Source organism: Streptomyces wuyuanensis (assembly GCF_900103455.1).
In the GTDB taxonomy this organism is placed as follows: domain Bacteria; phylum Actinomycetota; class Actinomycetes; order Streptomycetales; family Streptomycetaceae; genus Streptomyces; species Streptomyces wuyuanensis.
This window is the reverse complement of record NZ_FNHI01000001.1, coordinates 458,598-478,945: the sequence shown is the minus strand read 5'-3', so window position 1 is coordinate 478,945 and position 20,348 is coordinate 458,598. Positions and strand designations below refer to the sequence as shown.

17 protein-coding genes are annotated in these 20,348 nt (G+C 73.5%); 10 read left to right on the top strand and 7 right to left on the bottom strand.

Annotation, left to right across the window (positions count from 1 at the left end):
* Positions 1-178 precede the first annotated feature (178 nt).
* From xylB to BLT82_RS01950, 3 genes are all read left to right on the top strand, one after another.
* On the top strand, positions 179-1,666 hold the full coding sequence (gene xylB / locus BLT82_RS01960) for a xylulokinase (protein ID WP_093652003.1): 1,488 nt from the start codon (positions 179-181) through the stop codon (positions 1,664-1,666).
* 347 nt (positions 1,667-2,013) lie between these two features.
* A complete protein-coding gene (locus BLT82_RS01955; RefSeq protein WP_093652002.1) occupies positions 2,014-2,631 on the top strand; it encodes a TetR/AcrR family transcriptional regulator in 618 nt (205 codons plus the stop codon).
* Between the two features lie 22 nt (positions 2,632-2,653).
* A complete protein-coding gene (locus BLT82_RS01950; RefSeq protein WP_093652001.1) occupies positions 2,654-4,327 on the top strand; it encodes an acyl-CoA dehydrogenase family protein in 1,674 nt (557 codons plus the stop codon).
* Positions 4,328-4,363: 36 nt separating this feature from the next.
* Here the strand turns inward: BLT82_RS01950 and BLT82_RS01945 are convergent, their stop codons facing one another.
* Complete coding sequence (locus tag BLT82_RS01945; RefSeq protein WP_093652000.1) at positions 4,364-5,596, bottom strand: FAD-dependent oxidoreductase; 1,233 nt, start codon at positions 5,594-5,596, stop codon at positions 4,364-4,366.
* A 106-nt stretch (positions 5,597-5,702) separates the two neighbouring features.
* Here BLT82_RS01945 and BLT82_RS01940 point away from each other — a divergent pair, with 106 nt between their 5' ends.
* Positions 5,703-7,001: a cytochrome P450 family protein gene (locus BLT82_RS01940; protein ID WP_093651999.1), complete on the top strand. Its 1,299-nt coding sequence runs from the start codon at positions 5,703-5,705 to the stop codon at positions 6,999-7,001.
* 154 nt (positions 7,002-7,155) lie between these two features.
* Here the strand turns inward: BLT82_RS01940 and BLT82_RS01935 are convergent, their stop codons facing one another.
* From BLT82_RS01935 to BLT82_RS01925, 3 genes are all read right to left on the bottom strand, one after another.
* Complete coding sequence (locus BLT82_RS01935) at positions 7,156-7,980, bottom strand: anti-sigma factor (protein WP_093651998.1); 825 nt, start codon at positions 7,978-7,980, stop codon at positions 7,156-7,158.
* A complete protein-coding gene (locus tag BLT82_RS01930; protein WP_093651997.1) occupies positions 7,977-8,576 on the bottom strand; it encodes a sigma-70 family RNA polymerase sigma factor in 600 nt (199 codons plus the stop codon). Before BLT82_RS01930 ends, BLT82_RS01935 begins: the two co-directional genes overlap by 4 nt.
* Positions 8,577-8,819: 243 nt before the next feature.
* A complete protein-coding gene (locus BLT82_RS01925) occupies positions 8,820-9,101 on the bottom strand; it encodes a hypothetical protein (protein WP_093651996.1) in 282 nt (93 codons plus the stop codon).
* A gap of 511 nt (positions 9,102-9,612) precedes the next feature.
* Between BLT82_RS01925 and BLT82_RS37015 the strand changes: the two genes are divergently transcribed.
* The gene (locus BLT82_RS37015) at positions 9,613-10,611 is read left to right on the top strand and encodes a hypothetical protein (RefSeq protein ID WP_167745934.1); all 999 of its coding nucleotides are present in this window, start codon (positions 9,613-9,615) and stop codon (positions 10,609-10,611) included.
* 134 nt (positions 10,612-10,745) lie between these two features.
* Positions 10,746-11,435: a class F sortase gene (locus BLT82_RS01910; protein WP_093651993.1), complete on the top strand. Its 690-nt coding sequence runs from the start codon at positions 10,746-10,748 to the stop codon at positions 11,433-11,435.
* A gap of 590 nt (positions 11,436-12,025) precedes the next feature.
* Here BLT82_RS01910 and BLT82_RS01905 read toward each other — a convergent pair.
* The 3 genes from BLT82_RS01905 to BLT82_RS01895 form a co-directional block, all read right to left on the bottom strand.
* Entirely contained in the window at positions 12,026-12,946 is a 921-nt protein-coding gene (locus BLT82_RS01905) for a MurR/RpiR family transcriptional regulator (RefSeq protein WP_093651992.1), read from the bottom strand.
* A 157-nt stretch (positions 12,947-13,103) separates the two neighbouring features.
* Positions 13,104-13,583 (bottom strand): SPW repeat protein, encoded by a 480-nt coding sequence (locus BLT82_RS01900; RefSeq protein WP_093651991.1) that lies wholly within the window; start codon positions 13,581-13,583, stop codon positions 13,104-13,106.
* 183 nt (positions 13,584-13,766) lie between these two features.
* On the bottom strand, positions 13,767-14,684 hold the full coding sequence (locus BLT82_RS01895; RefSeq protein ID WP_093651990.1) for a DMT family transporter: 918 nt from the start codon (positions 14,682-14,684) through the stop codon (positions 13,767-13,769).
* Positions 14,685-14,915: 231 nt separating this feature from the next.
* Here BLT82_RS01895 and BLT82_RS01890 point away from each other — a divergent pair, with 231 nt between their 5' ends.
* The 4 genes from BLT82_RS01890 to BLT82_RS01875 all read left to right on the top strand — a co-directional run bounded on the left by BLT82_RS01890 (position 14,916) and on the right by BLT82_RS01875 (position 20,328).
* Positions 14,916-15,131, top strand: a complete 216-nt coding sequence (locus BLT82_RS01890; protein ID WP_093651989.1) for a hypothetical protein — start codon at positions 14,916-14,918, stop codon at positions 15,129-15,131.
* Entirely contained in the window at positions 15,128-17,362 is a 2,235-nt protein-coding gene (locus BLT82_RS01885) for an FUSC family protein (protein WP_093651988.1), read from the top strand. The genes BLT82_RS01890 and BLT82_RS01885 overlap by 4 nt, the downstream gene beginning before the upstream one ends.
* 5 nt (positions 17,363-17,367) lie before the next feature.
* Complete coding sequence (locus BLT82_RS01880) at positions 17,368-18,540, top strand: PP2C family protein-serine/threonine phosphatase (protein WP_244291779.1); 1,173 nt, start codon at positions 17,368-17,370, stop codon at positions 18,538-18,540.
* Positions 18,541-18,651: 111 nt separating this feature from the next.
* The gene (locus BLT82_RS01875) at positions 18,652-20,328 is read left to right on the top strand and encodes a PP2C family protein-serine/threonine phosphatase (protein ID WP_093651987.1); all 1,677 of its coding nucleotides are present in this window, start codon (positions 18,652-18,654) and stop codon (positions 20,326-20,328) included.
* Positions 20,329-20,348: the final 20 nt, after the last annotated feature.

Genomic DNA, 20,348 nt, shown 5'->3' with positions numbered 1-20,348 from the left:
AGACGACGGTCCGAATTTGTTTGCCCTCTAACCAATACCTCAGAGCATGCCGTCTGCCAAGACTCGACCCACCTCGCGCGAATGTCGGACATGCCCTGTTATGCAGGGCTTGACGGCCCCTCCCGACCTCGACATATTTTGTTTCCACAGCAGCCAAAATTGTCCAGTGAGGTGCGCAGTGCCGTCATCGCCCGTCGTCATCGGTGTGGACAGTTCCACCCAGTCCACGAAGGCCGCCGTCATCGACGCCGAATCCGGCCGTGTGCTGGCCGTGGGGCGCTCGCCCCACACCGTCACGGGGGAAGGCGGAGCACGGGAGACCGATCCCCAGGTGTGGTGGGGGGCGCTGTGCGAAGCCGTCGCCTCGGCTCTGGACGAGTCCGGGGTCCCGGCCTCCGCCGTCGCGGCCATCGCCGTCGCCGGGCAGCAGCACGGTCTCGTCACCCTGGACGCCGCGGGGCGCCCGCTGCGCCCCGCCCTGCTCTGGAACGACACCCGCTCCGCCCCGCAGGCCACCGCTCTCGTCCGCGCCCTCGGGGGCGCGGATGCCTGGCTCGCCCGTACCGGCTCGGTACCCGTCGCCTCCATGACGGCGACCAAGTGGCAGTGGCTGCGCGAGAACGAGCCGGAGACCGCCGACGCGGCGGCCGCCGTACGCCTCCCCCACGACTTCCTCACCGAGCGGCTCGCGGGTACCGCCGTCACCGACCCGGGCGACGCCTCCGGCACCTGCTGGTACTCGACCGCGACCGGAGCGTACGACCCCGAACTGCTCTCCCTCGTCGGCCTCGACCCGGCGCTGCTGCCCGCCGTCGCGGCCAGCGGCGCCGAGCGGATCGGGTCCCTGACCCGCCCGGCGGCCGAGGCGCTCGGACTGCCGGAGGGCATCGCCGTCGCCGCGGGAACGGGCGACAACATGGCGGCGGCCGTCGGACTGGGTCTCGGCGGCGCGGGACTGCTGGACCACCCGGTGGTCAGTCTCGGCACGTCGGGCACGGTCTTCGCGGCCACCCGTACGCGTCCCTCGTCGCCCGCGCTCGCCGGTTTCGCCACCACGGACGGCGGCCATCTGCCGCTGGCCTGCACCCTCAACTGCACGCTCGCGGTCGACAAGGTCGCCGCTCTGCTCGGGCTCGACCGCGAGGACGCCGAACCGGGCGGCGAGGCGGTGCTGCTGCCGTACCTCGACGGTGAGCGCACCCCCGACCTCCCGCACGCCTCGGGTCTGCTCACCGGACTGCGGCACACGACCACGCCGCGACAACTGCTGGGCGCCGCGTACGAGGGCGCCGTGTTCACCGTGCTGCGCGCCCTGGACGAACTCCCCCTCGGCGGCGGGGACGGCGAACCGCGGGGTCCCGGCGCGCAGGCGCGGCCGCTGACGCTGATCGGGGGCGGCGCGCGGGGGCGGTTCTGGGTCGACACCGTGCGCCGCCTCTCGGGCCGTCCCGTGCTGGTCCCGCAGTCGGAGGAACTGGTCGCGCTGGGAGCCGCCGCCCTGGCCGCGGGCGCGGCGTCCGGACGTGACCCGGTGGCCGTCGCGACGGCGTGGGGAACGGGACGCGGCCGTGAACTGCCCGCCGTCCCCAGGGACGAGGGCGCCCGGCGGCGGATCGAGGACGTGCTGGGGGACGTCACGGGGCGGGCCCGCCGGTCGGACGGCTGACGGCTCCTCGGGGCCGCGGCCGCTCCGCGGGGCCGCCGCCACGGGCGCCCGAAACAGTTTCGACCGGGCCGCCGTCCCGGCCCGCAACGGGTACCGGCCTCCGGGCGGGCAGCCGCCCGCCCGGCCGGAAACGGCGGCCCGGGGACGTGACCGCCGGGGGAACGTGACCCCCCGCGGGACCGTACGACGCGCCCGGCGCTCCCTCCCGGAGCGCCTGCCGCCGCCGGCGCGGGGCGTGGCCACCGGGGAACGCGACGCCGCGGTGACGTGACCGCCGGGGGCACGCGACCACCGCGGGCCCGTCCGGAGGGCTGGCCCGAAGCTCTGAACGGTGGTTCACTGCTTCCATGCCGTACCGCAAGACGCCCGCCGTCGAGGACCGCCTGGCCGCCGCCAGGGAGCACCTGGTCGAGCAGGCCACGTCCGTGGTCGCCGACGCCGGATGGGCGAACGCGTCCGTCACCGCGGTCGCGGCCGCCGCCGGCATGTCCGTCGGCTCCGTCTACCAGCACTTCCCGTCCAAGCAGGCGCTGGCCGTCGAGGTGTTCCGGCGGGCCTCGGGCCACGAGGTCGACGTGCTCGGCGAGGTGCTCCGCCGGGGCAGCCGCGACCCGGTGGAGCGACTGGCCCTCGGCGTCGGCGTCTTCGCACGCCGCGCGATGGAGCGGCGCGGGCTCGCCCATGCCCTGCTCGCCGCCCCGGCCGAACCGGCCGTCGGCCAGGAGCGCCTGGAGTTCCGGCGCCGCTACCGTGCCGTGTTCGCCGAGGTCATCCGTGAGGGCGTCGACGCCGGGCTGCTCCCCCGCCAGGACCCGGAGATCACCGCGGCCGCGCTGACCGGCGCGATCGGCGAGGTGCTGGTGGACCCGCTCGCCGCCCCGGCGGAGGGCCCCGAGGCCGGCCGGCTGGTGGACGAGCTGGTGGCGATGTCCCTGCGCTGCGCGGGCGCCCGTCCCGCGGCATGACCCAACGATCCGGAGGACTGCCATGACCGCGACAGCGGACGCGTCCCTGCACAGCCACCCCACCGCCCGTACGCACGAGGTGACCAACCAGCCGCCGCCGCTCGTCGGTCACGACGTCGCCGACGACCCCGTGCTGATCGAGGGACTGCGACGCGAGGGTGCCGGCTGGTACGAGGACGACCTGCACCGCCTGGGCCGGCTCGCGGGCTCGGAGCAGGTACTGCGCTGGGCCGAGGAGGCCAACCGCCACGAGCCGGAGCTGCGCACGCACGACCGCTACGGGAACCGGATCGACGAGGTCGACTTCCACCCCTCCTACCACTCGCTGATGGACGTGGCCATCGGCGAGGGCCTGGGCGGGGCGCCGTGGGCCGACGACCGGCCGGGCGCGCACGTCGCCCGTGCGGCGGGCTTCATGGTGTGGAGCTCGGCCGAACAGGGGCACGGCTGCCCCGTGTCCATGACCTACGCCGTCGTGCCCGCCCTCCGGTCGGCGCCCGAACTCTCGGCCGTCTACGAGCCCCTGCTCACCAGCAGGGTGTACGACCCGGGGCTGCGGGCGCCCGGGAGCAAGCGGGGACTGCTCGCCGGTATGGGCATGACCGAGAAGCAGGGCGGCACCGACGTACGCGCCAACACCACCGTGGCCACCGCGCAGCCGGACGGCAGCTGGCGGCTGCGCGGGCACAAGTGGTTCACGAGCGCCCCGATGAACGACCTCTTCCTGGTGCTGGCGCAGGCGCCGGGCGGGCTGTCCTGCTTCCTGGTGCCCCGGGTGCTGCCGGACGGCGCGCGCAACACCTTCCGTATCCAGCGGCTGAAGGACAAGCTCGGCAATCGCAGCAACGCCAGCAGCGAGCCCGAGTTCGACGACACCGTCGCCTGGCTGGTCGGCAGGGAGGGGCAGGGAGTCCGGACGATCATCGACATGGTGACCATGACCCGGCTCGACTGCATCCTCGGCTCGGCGTCGGGCACCCGCGCGGCGCTTGCGCAGGCCGCGCACCACGTGCGCCACCGCGCCGTGTTCGGCACCAAGCTGATCGACCAGCCGCTGATGCGGAACGTGATCGCCGATCTGGGGCTGGAGTCGGAGGCGGCGACGACGCTCGCGCTCCGGGTCGCGGGCGCCGCCGATCGAGCGCAGCGGGGTGACGCGCAGGAGCGGGCCTTCCTGCGGCTGGCCACGGCCGCCGGGAAGTACTGGGTCTGCAAGCGGCAGCCCGCCGCGGTCGCGGAGGCGCTGGAGTGCCTGGGCGGCAACGGCTATGACGAGGCGTCCGGCATGCCGCGGCTCTACCGTGAGGCTCCGCTCAACGGCATCTGGGAGGGTTCGGGCAACGTCAACGCCCTCGACGTGCTCCGTGCGCTCGCCCGCGAGCCGCAATCGCTGGAGGCGTTCCGGGCGGAGGTCGAGGAGGCCGCGGGCGCGGACGCGCGACTGGACGAGGCGTGGCGCACGCTCCGCGGCGAGCTGGTGCTCACCGCCGACGCCGAACTCCGCGCCCGGCGTCTGGTCGAACGCCTGGCCCTGGTGCTGCAGGCCTCGCTCCTCGTGCGCCACGCTCCGCCCGCCGTCGCCGACGCCTTCTGCGCCTCCCGCCTGGCCGGCGACTCGGGCTTCGCCTTCGGCACCCTTCCCCCGGGCGCCGATCTGTCCGCGATCCTCACCCGGGTCCCGGGCGGGGCGCGCTGAGGTGCGGATCGCGCCCGGCCTGCCCCCGCCTCGGCGTCACCGCACCGACTCCTTCGGCGGACGCTCGCGCAGGGCGCCGTAGGCGAGGAAGTAGGCCGGGAGCCGGTTGAGCCGGCGGGAGGTGGTGACGGCCTCGGTCAGGCGCTTGGCCAGCCGGGGGTTGCCGAAGGCGGGTTGCCCGGTCAGCAGCGGCTCGATGACCCTGGCGTGGGCGATGCGCTGGAGGGCCTGGGTGCCCGCGGTGGTGGGCCATCGGCGGCGCTGTACGCGGCGTACGTCCCTCAGGCCCACCCGGCCCTCGCCCAGGGGACCGACGAGGTACCGGGCGGCGGCAACCGCGTCCTCGACGGCGAGGTTGATGCCGATGCCGAAGACCGGTGACATGGCGTGGGCGGCGTCGCCGATGCACAGCAGCCCCGGGCGGTGCCAGCGCCGCAGCCGGTCGAGCCGTACGTCCAGCAGCTTCACCTCGTCCCACGAGGTGACGGCGTGTGCCCGGTCCGCGAGCCAGGGGACGGCGGAGGTGAACCGCGCCATGAACCGGTCCAGGCCCTCGGCGCGCCGCTGCACGTCGGTGCCCTTGGGGATCAGCGCGGCGATCTGCCAGTAGTCGCCGCGGTCGATGAGTGCGCTGAAGAATCTGTCGCCGACCCCGCCCACCAGCCCGCTCGGGTCGTCCTCGTGCCGGGGCAGCCTGAACCACCAGGCGTCCATGGGGCAGTTGAAGCTCTCCAGGCCGAGTTCGGGCAGTGCTCTCGCGATCGAGCCCCGGCCGTCGCACGCGACGGTGAGGGCGGCCCGCAGTTCGCCGGTGCGGCCGTCGGAGGTGCGGTAGGCGACGCCGTTGACCCGTCCGCCCTCCATGAGGAAGGAGGTCGCCTCGGTGTTCATCCGGACGTTGAAGGACGGTTCCCGGGCGCCTTCGTCCGCGAGGAGGTCGAGCAGGTCCCACTGGGGCACCATCGCGATGTAGTTGTACTTGCCCCGGAGAGCACCGATGTTCCCGACGGTGATCAGGGAACGGTCCGGTCCGATGGGCAGCTGCACCGTCGTCACCCGGCGCTGCGGCAGCCGGGCGAACCGCTCGGCCAGGCCCAGATCGTCCAGCAGCGCCAGGGTGGAGGGGTGGACGGTGTCGCCACGGAAGTCGCGCAGGAAGTCGCCGTGCTTCTCCAGGACGGTGACGTCGACCCCGGCCCGGGCCAGCAGCAGGCCGAGGACCATCCCGGCGGGTCCGCCGCCCACCACGCAGCAGGTGGTCCGCTCCACGGGAACCGCTCCCTTCGGTGAATCCCAGAATCAGCAACAATTGGACATATACCCTCAAGCTGGACACTCGCGGCATGGACGGCCGTGCCGCTTCCCGGGAGGCAACATGAGCGAGCAGCCGGTCCTTCTGCCCTACACGGACCCGGCCTTCGTCGCGGATCCTTTCCCGCTCTACCGCCGGCTACGCGAGGAGGGCCCGGTCCGCCGGGCCGTGATCGCAGGCGGCCTGGAGGCCTGGCTGGTCACCCGTTACGAGGACGGCCTGGCGGCCCTGTCGGACGCCCGGCTGAGCAGCGACGTACGCGACGCGTCGGACCCGCGGCTGATGCAGCAGCTTCCGTCGACGGAGCGCGAGTCGATGGTGAGCAACATGCTGCGCTCCGACCCGCCCGACCACACCCGCCTGCGCCGGCTCGTCTCGAAGGCGTTCACCGCGCGGCGGGTGGCGGAGATGCGGCCCAGGATCCAGGAGATCACCGACCGGCTGATCGACGAACTGCTGCCCACCGGGCGGGCGGAACTCGTCGCGGACTTCGCGCTGCCGCTCCCGGTCACCGTCATCAGCGAACTTCTGGGCGTCCCCCTGGACGACCGGCACGAATTCCAGCGCTGGACCGACGACATGCTGCTGCGACGGGCGGAGATGCCGGACCCGGCCGTGGTGGACGCGGCGTGGCAGCACATGCGCGCGTATCTGACCGGGCTGATCGCGGAGAAGCGCGCCCGGCCGGGGGACGACCTGCTCAGCGCGCTGATCACCGCCCGGGACGAGGAACGCCGGCTGAACGAGGACGAGCTGATCGCCATGGCGTTCCTGCTGCTCGTCGCCGGGTACATCACCACGGTCAATCTGATCGGCAGCGGGGTCGCGGCCCTGCTCGCCCACCCCGACCAGCTGGCGCTGCTGCGGGACGACCCGGAGCTGCTGCCCGGGGCGATCGAGGAGTTCCTGCGCTACGACGGACCCGTCAACCCAGGAATCGCGCGGTTCGCGCGCGAGGACGTCGAGATCGCCGGGGTGACCGTTCCGCGGGGCGCGACCGTACTGATCGCCTCCGCCATCGCCGACCGCGACCCGTCGCGGTTCGCCGACCCGGACCGGCTGGACGTCACCCGCCGCGACAACGCCCACCTGGCCTTCGGCCACGGGATCCACTACTGCCTGGGGGCACCGCTGGCCAGGCTGGAGGGCCAGATCGCCATCGGCACCGTGCTGCGGCGCCTGCCGGACCTCGCGCTGGCCGTGCGGCCGGAGGAACTGGACTGGCGGCCGGGCGGGCTGCGCGGTCCGGCGCGGCTGCCGGTGACGTTCACGGCCGCGGACGGGCACCGCCCCGGATTCACCCCGGCGCGGGACGTCACCGGATCCGCACCCGGCGAGGTCGCACCGTTCGGCACGGGCTGACGAGCCCACGGCACCCGCGGGCCGGGCCGGGCGGCATCGACACGCTCGTGGCGAACGCGCCCGGCCCGGCCCAGGGCAGGATGGAGCCCCATGGCCCGCCTTACCGGCGCGCCGGAGACGCGCCGGGAGGGGACGTCACGGGTCGGGAGGTCGATCAGGCCGGGATGTCGATCAGGCCCAGCGGCTGCCCGGTGGGCTGGGACGAGCCGCCCACGGGTTCGATCGTGATACCGACGGCGGTCGCTCCCGAGACCGGGCCGTTGAGCATCTGCATGTCCTGCGCCTCGGCCCCGCTGACCAGCCCTGCGGGCCGGTAGGAGCCGTCCTCGGTGAACCACAGGGCGTAGGTCTGGCCGACCGGCAGCGGCGGCACTCCCGTCGCGAAGAACACCGCGGCGTCCTGGCTCCGGGAGACGGCGATGGTGCCCGTGCCGCCGTCCGCGAGCTGCTGGGTGTGGAGTTCGACGTCCGGCGCGGCGAGCACGTCGGCCACACCCGCGTACCGGTCCTCGGCCCAGTGGAGCTGGGAGCGCGCCTGTTCGGCGGCCTGGTACTGCCATACGGCGACGCCGCCGAAGGCCACCGCCAGAGCGGTGCAGGCGGCGAGCGCCAGCTGAAGGATCCGGGGGACCGGAGTGCGCCGGGTCGGGACGGGGACGGGCTCCCCCGCCGCAGGCCGGGCGTGCGGCACCTCCGCCCCGGGGCGTTCGCGCGGGACGCGCGGCGCGTACGGGGCCTGGGGAGTGACGGCGATCCGCTCCAGCACTCGGCGCCGCAGGTGATCCGGAGGTTCGGCCGTGACCGGCTGGGCGAGGCGTGCCGCCGAGTCCGACAGAGCCGCGACCTCACGCGCACAGGACGCACAGGACGCGAGGTGCTCCTCGAAGGCCCTGCGTTCGTCCTCGGGAAGCGCGTGGAGGACATAGGCTCCGGCGTCGGCGTGCAGCTCGTCGCCGTTCCAGTCCCGGACCTCGCTCATGGCCGCACCTCGCCTTCGTACAGACAGTCACGCAATCGCATCAGTCCGTCACGCATCCGGGCCTTCACCGTGCCCAGGGGCTGCGACAGGAACTCGGCCACCTCCCGGTAGGTGAGGCCGTGGTAGTACGCCAGTACCACCGACTCCCGCTGGAGCTCGGTCAGCGACTGGAGACAGCGCCGGACCTGCTGCTGCTCCAGGCCGGTCTCGACCTGCTCGACCACGTCGTCGAACGGCGGCGCCGACTCCAGCAGCGCCACCCTGCGCTCCCGTTCGGTCCTGGCCTGTGACGACCGGACCCGGTCCACCGCGCGCCGGTGGGCGAGCGTCAGGACCCAGGTCAGGGCGCTGCCCTGCTCGGGCCGGAACCGGCCGGCCGTCCGCCACACCTCCACGAGCACGTCCTGGGTCACCTCCTCGGACTGCGCCGGATCCCGCAGGACCCTGCGGACGAGGCCCAGCACCGGGCCGCTGACCGCTTCGTAGACGGGTACGAACGCGTCCTGGTCGCCGCGCCCCACCAGGACCATGAGCTCGTCCAGTCCGAGCTTGGCCAGTTGCTCGGCGGCGTCGGGATCCGCATCAGGTGGCGACACTCGCGCCCCCTCGCTCCTCGTGGGCACCAGGGGTGCCGTGCAGGCTCGTTCGTCACCATGCCACCACCGATCGGAAGGGGCCGCACGCCTGGAGCCGCGAGAGGGAACAGGGGTGTCCGTTGACATGTCACGTCCGCCGGCCGCCTCTCATCCCGTCACCTGCCCAGTTCTCTGTCCAGCAGTCACAGGTCCTCCTTCGGCAATCACGCGTCGCCGCTCCCTGCGGCCCGGGGTCGAGGCCGTTCAGTCGCGCTCGTCGCCGTCACGGCAGTCCCAGCGGCCGCGGACCCACTCGTCCTCCCAGCGGTCCTTGACCCACTTCTGCTTCCAGTGGCCCTTGCGCCACTCGCAGCGGTCCCAGTCCGGGCCGCCGGAGTCGCCCACGGACTGGGCGGCCCTCGCCGGGGGCGCCGGCACGGACGAGGCCGCCGCACTGCCCGAGGACGCGAAGGAGACCCCGCCGAGGAGTACACCGACGGCGGCCGCGCCGGCCACGAGACGGCGCACCCGGAGGGAAACGGCCATCTGACCCACCTTTCTCCCGGGGCCTTCCGGATCTCCTCGCCGGGGACCTTCCGGACCGCCGGACACGGCACCGGCACGGCGTCGCTGCCGTGCGCATGTGACACGAGTAGTTCGAAGCCGACCCCTCTCCGGATAGGCGCGCGACGCGAGGAACGCGGAAATCGCGGCCACGGGCGACCGGTCCGGCCGTTCTGCCGGGAAGCCGGCCGCGAAGGGTTCGGAGAGCGCCGCGAAGGCGCGTATCGACTGGCTGCCGTCCAAAGAGTGAATAGTCGGCGTGTCGCCACCCGAAGAGCGGACGGTGTCCCTCGAATGCGACGTTCTCGGCTGGTGCGAAGCCGCGATCCGTCTGACGGTGAATTCGTCGCTGCTGCGATCCGATGAGCCGACGATGTGTCAGCCCTCGCAGTGACGGCGAAAGGAATGGGATCTCATGCGCTCTGCCCGCACCCTGTGCGCCTCAGCCGCCATTACCGCGGTTCTGACGATTGCCGCACCTACCGCTTACGCGATGACCCTGGCCGAGGACTGGGGCCACGACAACGGCTCTTCGTCCAGCAGCCACGAGGGCAAGAAGGACGACGAGAAGAAGGACGACCACGGCAAGGACGACGACGACAAGAAGTGGGACAAGAAGGACCACCACAAGAAGTGGGACAAGGACGACCACGACGACGACGATGACGACCACGACGACGACGACCACGACGACGACGATGACGACGACGATGACGACGACGACGAGCCCAAGGGCGGCGTCGACGCCGGCGGCGGCTTCCTGAGCCGTGCCGTTGCCGAGGACGACGAGAAGAAGGACGACCACGACAAGGGCGACCACGACAAGGGCGACGACGACAAGAAGTGGGACAAGAAGGACCACCACAAGAAGTGGGACAAGGACGACCACGACGACGACGATGACGACCACGACGACGATGACGATGACGACGATGACGACGACGAGCCCAAGGGCGGCGTCGACGCCGGCGGCGGCTTCCTCGCGTCGGTCATGAACGACGAGTGGGGCCAGGGCTCGAAGCAGGAGGAGGGCTCCGGCAGGGAAGAGAACGGGTCCAAGCAGGAAGAGGGCTCGAAGAAGCAGGAAGAGGGCTCGAAGAAGGACGAGAACGGGTCCAAGCAGGAGGAGAACGGGTCCAAGCAGGAAGAGGACTCGAAGAAGGACGACTACAGCAAGAAGGACGAAGAGAAGGGCTACGAGAAGAAGGACGACGAGAAGAAGGACGACCACGACAAGGGCGACCACGACAAGAAGTGGAAGCACAAGGACCACGACAAGGACGACTACGACCACGACGACGATGACGACGACGATGACGACGACGATGACGATGACGACGACGACGACCCGAATGGTGGCGTCGACGCCGGCGGCGGCGGTCTCGCCATGAACAACGGCAGCCTGGCCGCCGGTTCGCTGCTCATGCTCGGTGGCATCGGCGCCGGTGCCTGGAAGCTGCGCCGTCGGGGCGTGACCGGTACCTCGGCCTGATCGAGGTCCCATCACCCGCAGTTCGCTGCGCTGTCGCGGCCGCCGTCCTCTCCGGACGGCGGTCGCGACGAGGCGTTTCACAGCCCCGACCCGATCTTCCCTCGCCGCCTCCCGGTACACGAAAGGCCTCTCGCATGAACGCCAGGCAACCGCTCGGCTCACCGACGCCCCCTGAGCCCGCGCCGTCCCGCTCCCTCGGCCAGACCCTTTTGTGGCCGGTCGTGGCGGCCGCGCTGGGCGGACTGCTCTGCTACAACTCTCTCGGCGGCCAGGCGGCCAACACCCCGCAGGCCCGCCCCGTGTCGCCCGCCCCCGCTCCGGTGAGCCCGCCGAAGGCCGTTCCCGTCCATCCGCCGCTGCCGCGTTCCGTCCCGACGCGGATCGCCATCCCGGCCATCTCGGTCAACGCCCCCTTCACGGTGCTGACGCTCAACAAGGCCGGGCAGCTGAACGCGCCGCCGCCCAACGACAAGAACCTGGTGGGCTGGTACGGCAAGGGTGCCACCCCGGGTGAGAAGGGCACGTCCATCCTCGCGGGCCATCTGGACACCATGACGGGACCCGCGGTGTTCGAGTCCCTCAATGCGCTCAAGCCCGGCAACAAGATCGACGTCACCCGCCAGGACCGCAAGGTGGCCACGTTCAAGGTCGACTCCGTGGAGACCTTCAGCAAGGCCGCCTTCCCCAGTGCCCGGGTCTACAACGACGCTCCGACCGCACAGCTCCGCCTGATCACATGCGGCGGCCTGTACGACAAGAAGACCAAGGACTACAAGGACAACGTCGTGGTGTTCGCCCATCTCGACTCGGTCAGGAACGGCTGAGCCGCCGGGCGCGATCAGGGGAGGGCGGGGCCGTGCGGACACCGGAGAGGTGTCCGCACGGGCCCTTCGCACGGACCCGGCTCCGTGACGGCGTAACGGCAGTTGGTGCCGCACCCGTGCCCGCCCGGAGGTCAGGGCGAACCGGCTGCCGGATCAGTCTGTCCCGTGGGGCCGTTGACGCTCGGCTCCCGGAGCCGGCCGGCGACGGCGAGACCGTTGCGAGCCGTCCGGTGTGCGCGGGCCCTTCGCGTGTACGGCGGGGCCGCCTGCCGATGTACGGCGGACGCACCGCCCGCGTGCGGCGGGGCCGTCCGCCGGAGTACCGCCGGACCGTGCGACCGCCGGTTTCGTGAGGCTGTTGACCGGCGGCTCCGGCCCAGGGGTTGACCGGAGCCGCCGGGGGCATCCGAGGGGAGCGGATTGCCCGAACAGAACACCGTGGGGCCGACGAGGAGGAGTGTCGTCCGCAGTGCCACACGAAGTAAATATATTTACCGCCAAGTAAGCAAGAGCATGAAAAAATTCATGCGCTTCTGGGCATGAAAGTCCCCCTTTTCTCCCGCCGGGGGGAGGGGTGGGGGGCGTCGCGGTCAGTCCTCGAGGAAGAAGTCGTGCTGTTCGGCGGCGTGCTCGTACTGCTCCAGCCGCCGCTGTGTGCGTTCGGGGTCCGCGTCCGCCATCGCCTGGAGGATCGCCGCCGACAGCACACCGGGCGCGGAGTAGGAGTCGAAGACCAGTCGCGAGCCGGTTCCCGCGGTGAGGGCGACGTCGACCTCGTCCACGAGCGGGCCCAGGGTGAGATCCGTGATCAGCGCGGTCCGCAGGCCCGTGCGGCGGGCGGCGCGCACCGCCGCCAGGGTCTCCTTGGCGTGCCGGGGCATCGCGAAGGCCAGCACCCAGGTCCCGCCGGCCTCGCGCGACTGCAGCAGCGCGTCGTACGCCACGCTTCCGCCGCGCGATACCAGCCGGACGTCCGGGTGGATCCGCCGGGCGGCGTAGGCGAAGTACTCGGCGAGCGAGGTGGAGATGCGCAGCCCGAGGATCGTCAGCGGCACCGACCGGGCCAGCTCACGACCGACCTCGAGCACCTGGCCGGTGTCGGCGAACCTGCGGCGCAGGCTCTCCAGATTCGCGATCTCCGCGTCGACCGCGGTCTGCAGCTCGTTGCGCCCGCTCTCGCCCGTCTCCGGGGAACCGGCGACCGCGCTGAGCGCGATGGGCTGCAGCGCCTCACGCAGCGCCGGGTAGCCGCTGAAGCCCACCGAGGACGCGAAACGCGTCACCGACGGCTGGCTGACGCCCACGCGGTCCGCGAGATCGGTGATCGACAGAAAAGCCGCCTCGGTGAGGTTGTCCGTGATGTACTGCGCGATACGCCGCTGCCCGGGCGAGAGCCGGTGTCCGCCGAACAGCGCACGGACCCTCTCCACAGGAGCCGGCTCCGCGTCCGGAGTCTGTCTTCCCGGCGTGATCGCAGACGCCTGTGCGCGCGCCCGCTGCCCTGATGGCACCGTGTGCCTCCCTCTCGTCCCGCTCCCGCTCAACATAGCTCACGATGCGTGGTCGCCCGCGAGACTCTTCGTACAACCGGAAGGCCCCCGGCTCGGACGACCGGAAGGCCCCGGCGCCCTGTTCCGGGCGGCCGGGGCCTGCGGGGTGACGGGTGCGTCAGCTCAGGGGACCGAGGTCGCGGCTCCGGCCTCCGGACGCCCCTGCGGAGCGCAGCGCGGTGGGGCGGTCGCTCATGGCGGCCATGGCGACACCGAGGCAGAGCGCCACGATGCCGACGATGACGTTGCTGACGACACTGCCGGTGACGGCGACGTTCCCGGCGACGATCCACGGGGAGAAGATCGTGAATGCGCCGATCACGATGGCGCACCAGGCCATGGCGTGGGTCCGCTCGTAGGCCGAGCCGAAACCGCCCAGGCACAGGGCGAAGGCGACGCCGCAGATCAGGTTGGTCACGGCCAGGGTGGTGAGACCGTTGAAGCCGACGATCCACGGCGAAGCCGCGAGATAGAGGCCCGTGAGGAGGGCCAGCGTTTCTGTCACCTGGCCCCGAGGCGATGCGGTGGCGCGTTCGAACCGCGCGCGCATCTCGGCGAGGTCGGGGTGCTGCTCGATGCTCGGTTGGTGTGTGGTCATGCGGGCCGCCTCCTTCGGAAGCGTCAATTCGGCCCCTTTCACCTGCAATGAAACGCTTTTTGGCCGATTCCCTCAATCCCCTGGCGGACCCATTCGCGATTGCCCGGCGGCCGGGCGGCGATTCCCGGGCGGGTCGGCTCGCGTTTCCTCGGCCGACCGGCCGGTGCTCCCCCGGCGGCCGGTTCAGGGCAGGGTCTGTCCGGCCTGGGGCGGGGCCGCCCCGGAGGTCTCCTCCGCGGCCACGAGCGTCTCCGCGAGGGGGATCCGGGCGAGGGCGAAGACGCCGGCGGTGATCAGCCCGAGCCCCAGCAGCTCCGGAATCAGCCACCAGCCGGTGCGCACGTGCTCCTCGTAGAGGGTGACGCCGAGGAGCAGGCTCAGGGTCGCGTCGCCCAGGGTCAGTGCGGGCTGGGAGGCGACCAGCGGGCCCGCCTGGAGGGCGTTCTCCAGCAGGAACAGCGCGGTTCCGCCGGTGACCGCGAAGGCGTACACCTCCCAGGAGGTGAAGAAGGCCGCGGCTCCCTCGTCCTCGAGGATGTGGGTCGCCGACTTCATGAGCGCCGCGGTGAGGGCGTAGCTGATGGCGGTCGCCGTGCCCAGCAGGGCTGCGCGGGTCCGCCCCGTGGGCCGCCGCAGGGCCACGACCGCGAGGGCGGCCACCGCTCCTCCGCAGAGGGCGAGCGCGGGCAGCCAGCGGTCGAGGGGCACCTGGGTGCGGTTGCCGGTGGGGGACGCCGCCGCCAGCGCGATGCCGAGGCCCACCACGACGAGGGCCACGGCTCCCCAGCCGGCCGGGGGCAGGTGCCGGTGCATCACGATCGAGGCGACGATCAGGGCGAGCGGCAGTTCGAGGACGAACAGCGGCTGGACGATCGCCAGGGGTCCGGTGTTCAGCGCCAGCGCCTGGCACACCCCCGCCACGAGGACGGCGGCGATTCCGGCCAGCCAGAGGGGGCGGCGCAGCAGATCGAGCATCAGCCCCGGGCGGAAGCCGCTGGAGCTCGGCACCTTGAGGGCCTCCTGGCGCTGCAGCACGGTGGCGATGGCGTTGCTGAGCGCCGAGGCGAGGGCGAAGCCCACCGGCAGCAGCAGTGACTGCACCGTACGATCCTCCCGCCTCCGCCCCCGTGTGGTTCCTGCCATCCTGACCCCGGCGCGGGGCCCGCCGCGATCGGGGACGGCCGGACGGCGGTCCGAACGGGGCTGTCGGGCTGCGGTCCGAACAGCTCGGCCGGGCTGCGGTCCGTTGGGGGTCGGCCGACAATGGGCAGCGGGTCGCAGTCCGGCCCGCCCACGACGCCGCGGCGGCGTCGGCCCGAGAGGAACGTGCTCATGCGCGCTGAGTCTTCGCCGGCCGCGCGGACGGGGGCCTTCGTCTCGGTCGCGGTCGCCCGGTTCCGCGTCCGGCCCGGCTTCTCCGCGCCGAACGCGGCTGCTGCGGTCCCGGCGGCGTCCGTGGCCGTCATCGCCGTACACCACCGGCCCGGGGCCCCCGGGACGGTTCCCCCGCCCGCCTCGGGCGCGAAGCGCGGCGGAGGGACGCCGTGAAGAGCGGGGCGGAGCGGACGGAGATCCTGCGCCGGTCGCTGCGGGTGTCCCTCGCCGCGTCCGCCGGCTTCTACCCCTTCCTCTACGGGCTCCACGACCCGGTGCTGGCGCTGTACGCGCTGTTCGCGCCGATCGCCCTCGGGCTGCTGTCCTCGATCCCCGGGTCCGGGCGGCAGCGGGCCGAGGTGATGATGAAGGCCCTGCCGGTGGGTCTGGTGCTGGTGGCGCTGGGGACCGTGCTGGCGGTGGAGACCTGGACGGCCGTGCTCGGCATGCTCGTCGTGGGCTTCCTGCTCGCCTTCGGGGCGATCGGCGGGCCGCGGCCGGCCGGGGCGGCACCGGGACTCCAGCTCTTCTACATCCTGGCCTGTTTCCCTCCGTACGAGCCCGAGACCCTGTGGCTGCGGCTGGCCGGGCTCACCTTCGGGGTGGTGGTGCTGGCGCTGTGCGAGCTGTTCCTGCTGCCGCAGCCGCCCGGCCCCACCTACCGGGCGACCCTCGCGGAGGCCGTGGCCACGGCCGGCGACACCATCGCCGGGCGCACCAGCCTCTCCCCCGAGGCCCTGCGGGCCGCCGGCTCGCGACTGCGGCTGTCCAGGATCCCGCCCGCGGAGCGTCCGGCGGGCCCGGGCCGTGCGGCGCGCGGACTCTCCCAGGCGGGGTCCGCCGCCCGCCGGCTGCTGGAACAGCTCGCCCACCAGACCGAGACGGGCGAACTGCGCCGGCTCGTCCGGGACGGCGCCGGGGCCTGCGCACCCCCCGGCGACCGTGTCGGCGGTGTCGGCACGGGAGCCGGTCCGCTCGGCGGAAACCCTGCCGACACGGCGTCCGGTTCGCTGCTGCCGCAGGTGGCCTCCCTGTGCGACGAGACCGCCGCCGCCCTGCGGGCGGGCCGCCCCGCCCCCGCCCCGCAGCGGATGGACGAGGCCATCGACGCCTTCCAGCAGATGCGCGTGCGGCAGGTGACCGGGCCCGCGGCCGAGGTGCCCCCGGTACCGGTGCTGCGCCGGCAGGCCGCGCTGCTGGCCGTCGCCGAGTCGGTGCGGATCCTGGAGATCTCCGTACGGGTCGGCCTCGACGGGCGGCGCACCCCGCCGATCGAGCCGCGCGAGCTGTTCTGGTACACCGAGGCCTCCACCCCGCAGCTGTGGCTGCGCCGGGTCACCGGCAACATGACGCTCCGCTCGGTGCAGTTCCAGAACGCCGTGCGTATCGCGCTGGCCCTCGCGGCAGCCCGGTTCGTCGCGGGTTCGCTGGACCTGACCCACGGCTTCTGGGTGCTGCTGGCCGTCCTGACGCTGAGCCGGACCACCTTCGGACAGACCTGGGAGGCCATCCGCAAGGCGGTCGCCGGCAACCTCGTCGGCGCCGTCGCGGCGGGCGCCCTCCTCATCGGACTCGGTCAGCACACCGAGGCGTACGCCGCGATCCTCGCGCCGGGCATGCTGATCGCCTTCGCGCTGGGGCCGCTGCTCGGCATCGCCTGGGCGCAGGGGCTGTTCACGCTGGTGGTGGCCACCGCGTTCGCCCAGATCGCACCGGTGTCCTGGCGGCTGGCGGAGGCGCGGATCGTGGACGTGGTGACCGGGAGCGCGATCGGTCTGCTGTGCGCGATGCTCGCCTGGCCCGCCGGCGCGCGCAGGGAGGTGCGCAGGACCATGGCGGGGCTGCTGCAGGAGTGCGGGCCGCTGATCAGGGGTACCGTCGCGGTCCTGACGGCCGCGCCGCCGGGCTCGGCCCCTCCCCCGCCGACACTCCCCGCTCTGCACCGGCTGCGGCTCGCCGAGTCCGCGTACGACCAGTTCCGCAGCGAACCGGCGGGCAGCGCGCCCGTCCACGCCGACTGGCACGGTGTGCTGATCGCGGCGAACCAGATCCTGCTCGGCGCACAGTGGCTGCCCCGTTTCGACCTGCCCGCGAACCCCCTGCCACCGGACGCCGCCGACCGGGCACAGGCCGGCGCCCGGGCGCTGGCGCGGACCACCGACCGGCTTGCGGCGCTCTGCACCGGCGAGCGGCCCCCGCCCGACGGCGCGCCGGCCGCACCCCCCGGGCCGCCCGGGCCGCCGCTGCCCGCGCTGGTCGACCTCGACGTGTGGTTGCGCAGCCTCGGCGCCCAGCTCGCCCGGATCGAGGCCGAGCTGCCCGGTGAGGTCCGCCGGGCGGCGCGCGGCACGGCGGCGGCCGGTGCGGCGGGCGCCGCGGCCGGTCCCGGCGAGCGCGGAAGGTAGGGCGCGTGCCCGTGTCCCGCCGGGACCTCCGCGCCGCGCTGCGGCCCCCGTCCCCACGCCGCGCGTGGGTGTGGTGGCTGCCGCTGGCCGCGGTGGCCGTCGACGTGCTCGCCGAGGTGATCGTCAGGGGCCGGGAACCGGTGAGCTTCATGCTCATCGCCGTACCTCCGCTGGCAGCGGCGACGCGCGGACCGCGGGGCACGGCGCTGTCGGCCGTGGTCTGCCTCGGCCTGCAGATGTGGATGGCCGCCCGCCGGCCCGGCCACTTCGACGAGCAGCACCATGTGGCCGTCTACGCCGCCACGCTGCTCATCGGCATCGCCAGCGTCGCGCTGGCCTGGCAGCGGGAGCGGACCCGGCAGCACCTGATCCGGGCCCATTCGGTCGCGGAGGCCATGCAGCGGACGCTGCTGAGGCCCGTTCCGCCCCGGCTCGGCCCGGTGCACGCCGCCGGGTTCTACGAGGCCGGGGAGGGCGGCACGCTCGTCGGCGGGGACCTGTACGACGTGTGCGAGACGCCCTTCGGCGTGCGGGCGATCATCGGCGACGTCCGGGGCAAGGGACTGGACGCGGTCCAGACGGTCGCGGCCGTGCTGGGCAGTTTCCGGGTGTCGGCCCACGAGTGGCAGAGCCTGAGCAGCCTGGCGGAGCGGCTGGAGCTCAGCATCGCCCGCAACAGCCCGGCCGGCGACGAGGGCGACCCGGAACTGTTCGTGACGGCGCTGGTGCTGGAGTTCCCGCCGGGCGGCGGCGAGGTGCGGATCGTCGACCGGGGGCATCCGTCACCGCTGGTCGTGGGGCCGCAGGGGGCACGGCGTCTGGTCACCGCCCCCGGGCTGCCGCTGGGTCTGGGCGGGCTGACGGCGGACGGTGACGACACGACGGTGCATCAGCTGGGCCGCGGAGAGGTGCTCGTCGTGATCACGGACGGGGTGAGCGAGGCACGGGACGCGAGCGGCGTGTTCTACCCGGTCCTGGAGCGGCTCACCGAGCACTTCGCCGGTGTGCGTGCGCCGGACCCCGAGGCGGTGGTGTCGTTCGTGCGGACCGACGCCGAGCGCTGGTCGGCCCGGTCCGACAACGACGACCGGGCCGTCCTCGCGCTGTCCCTGGACGGCGGGGAGCCGTCGTGCCGGGGCGCGGACGGCGCCTCCGCCCGCCCGGGGCCGGGCGGGTAGGCCCGCCGCACGGTCCGGCGCCCACGGGCCCGCGCCGGGGTCCCCGCCAGCTGATGCGAGCGCGGAGGCGGTGGAGGAAGCTGGGGTCACCGCCCCGCAGGAGGTGAGCGTGTGGCTACCGGCCCTCGGGACTGGCTCCAGGGCCGTCACGGACTCCCCACGGCCGGCGCCGGCGAACCGGGCGGCCGGCCCGCGGGTGACGAGCTGTGGGGCAGCGCGGCCGGGGTCGGGGTGCTGGACACGGACCTGCGCTACCGCTTCGCCAACCCCGCCTTCTGCCGGATCACCGGCGAGTCCGAGGCCGGTCTGGCCGGCCGGCGCCCCTGTCCCACCGCGGAGCAGTACTTCGGCGCCCTCACCGGTCTGCCTGCCGAGGTGCTCGCCGACGGCGTACCCCGCACCCGGGTGTCCGGTCCCGGCGGGCGCTTCCACACGACCTGCATCCGGCTGGAGCACGAGGGCGCCGTCACCGGAGTGATGTGCGTCGTGGTCGAGAACCCGGCGGCCCGGCCCGAGGAGGAACTCGCCGTGGCCGACGCACGGCTCGCCGCGGCGGACGAGGCCGTCGAGCGGATCGGCACCTCCCTCGACGAGGCCGGCACCTGCGGCGAACTGGCGGAGTTCCTGGGCTCGTGGATCGCGGACGCCGCCGTGGTCGAGCTGCTCCCGCCGCCGGCGAAGAGCGGAGCGCCGCCGCCGCGACGGCCCTCTGCGGCGATGCTGCGCCGCGCCGCCGGGACCGGGGCCGTGGAACTGCTCGCCGACGGTGAACGGCTCCGGCCGCGGGCCCGGTCCGCCGCCGAGCGGGCCGTCGGGTCCGGTCTGCCGGCGGCCGAGTACGACGCCCGCGCGCGGACCGCCCTGCTCGCCGTCCCGCTGACCGCGCCGCCGGACGGCGGCGGACCGGGCGGGCCGATCACGGGGTTGGCGCTGCTGGCCCGTGCCGGAGCGGCGTTCACCGGGCACGACATCACCGTCGCCCGGCACGCGGCGCGGCGCGCGGGCGTCGGCGTCGCGCACGCCAGGGAGTTCGCCGCCGAGCGGGGCAGGTCGGTGGAGCTCCAGCGCGCACTGCTGACCGAGCCCGGCAAGCCGCACCCCAACCTGCGCCTCGCGACCCGTTATCTGCCGGCCGGCAGCAGCGACATCGTCGGCGGCGACTGGTTCGAGACGGTGCGGCTCCACTACGGCCGCACGCTGCTCGTCATGGGCGACGTGATGGGGCACGGCGCGGAGGCGGCCGTCGAGATGAACACGTACCGGTCGATGCTGCGCGATGTCGCCGCCGCCGATCTGCCGCCGCACCGGGTGCTGCGGCAGCTGGACATCGCCGTCTCCGAGACGATGGCCCGGCCGGCGACGTGTCTGCTCGTCCGGGTCGACCCGGCGCGCGGGCTCGGCTCGTTCGCGAGTGCCGGGCACCTGCCGCCGGTGGTGTTCACCGCCGACGGGCACGCCGAACTCGTGGACGTACCGGCCGGGCCCCCGCTCGGCACCGGCGTGGGCGGCTACGAGCTCGTCACCCGGTCCCTGACGCCTCAGGACACGCTGCTGCTGTACACCGACGGCCTGGTCGAGCGGCGCGGGGAGGACATCGACGACTCGCTGCGGAGGCTGGTCCGGGTGCGGCTGCCGTGCACGGCCACCGTGGACGAGATGGCGGACGCGGTGGTCCGGGAGCTGGACGCCGAGGAAGCGGAGGACGACGTGGCGCTGCTCGCGGCCCGTATCCGGCGGCGCCGTCCGCACACGGCGAAGGAGCAGCCCTTCCCGGGCGGACGCCGCTGATCCCGAGCGGTGGCCCGGCG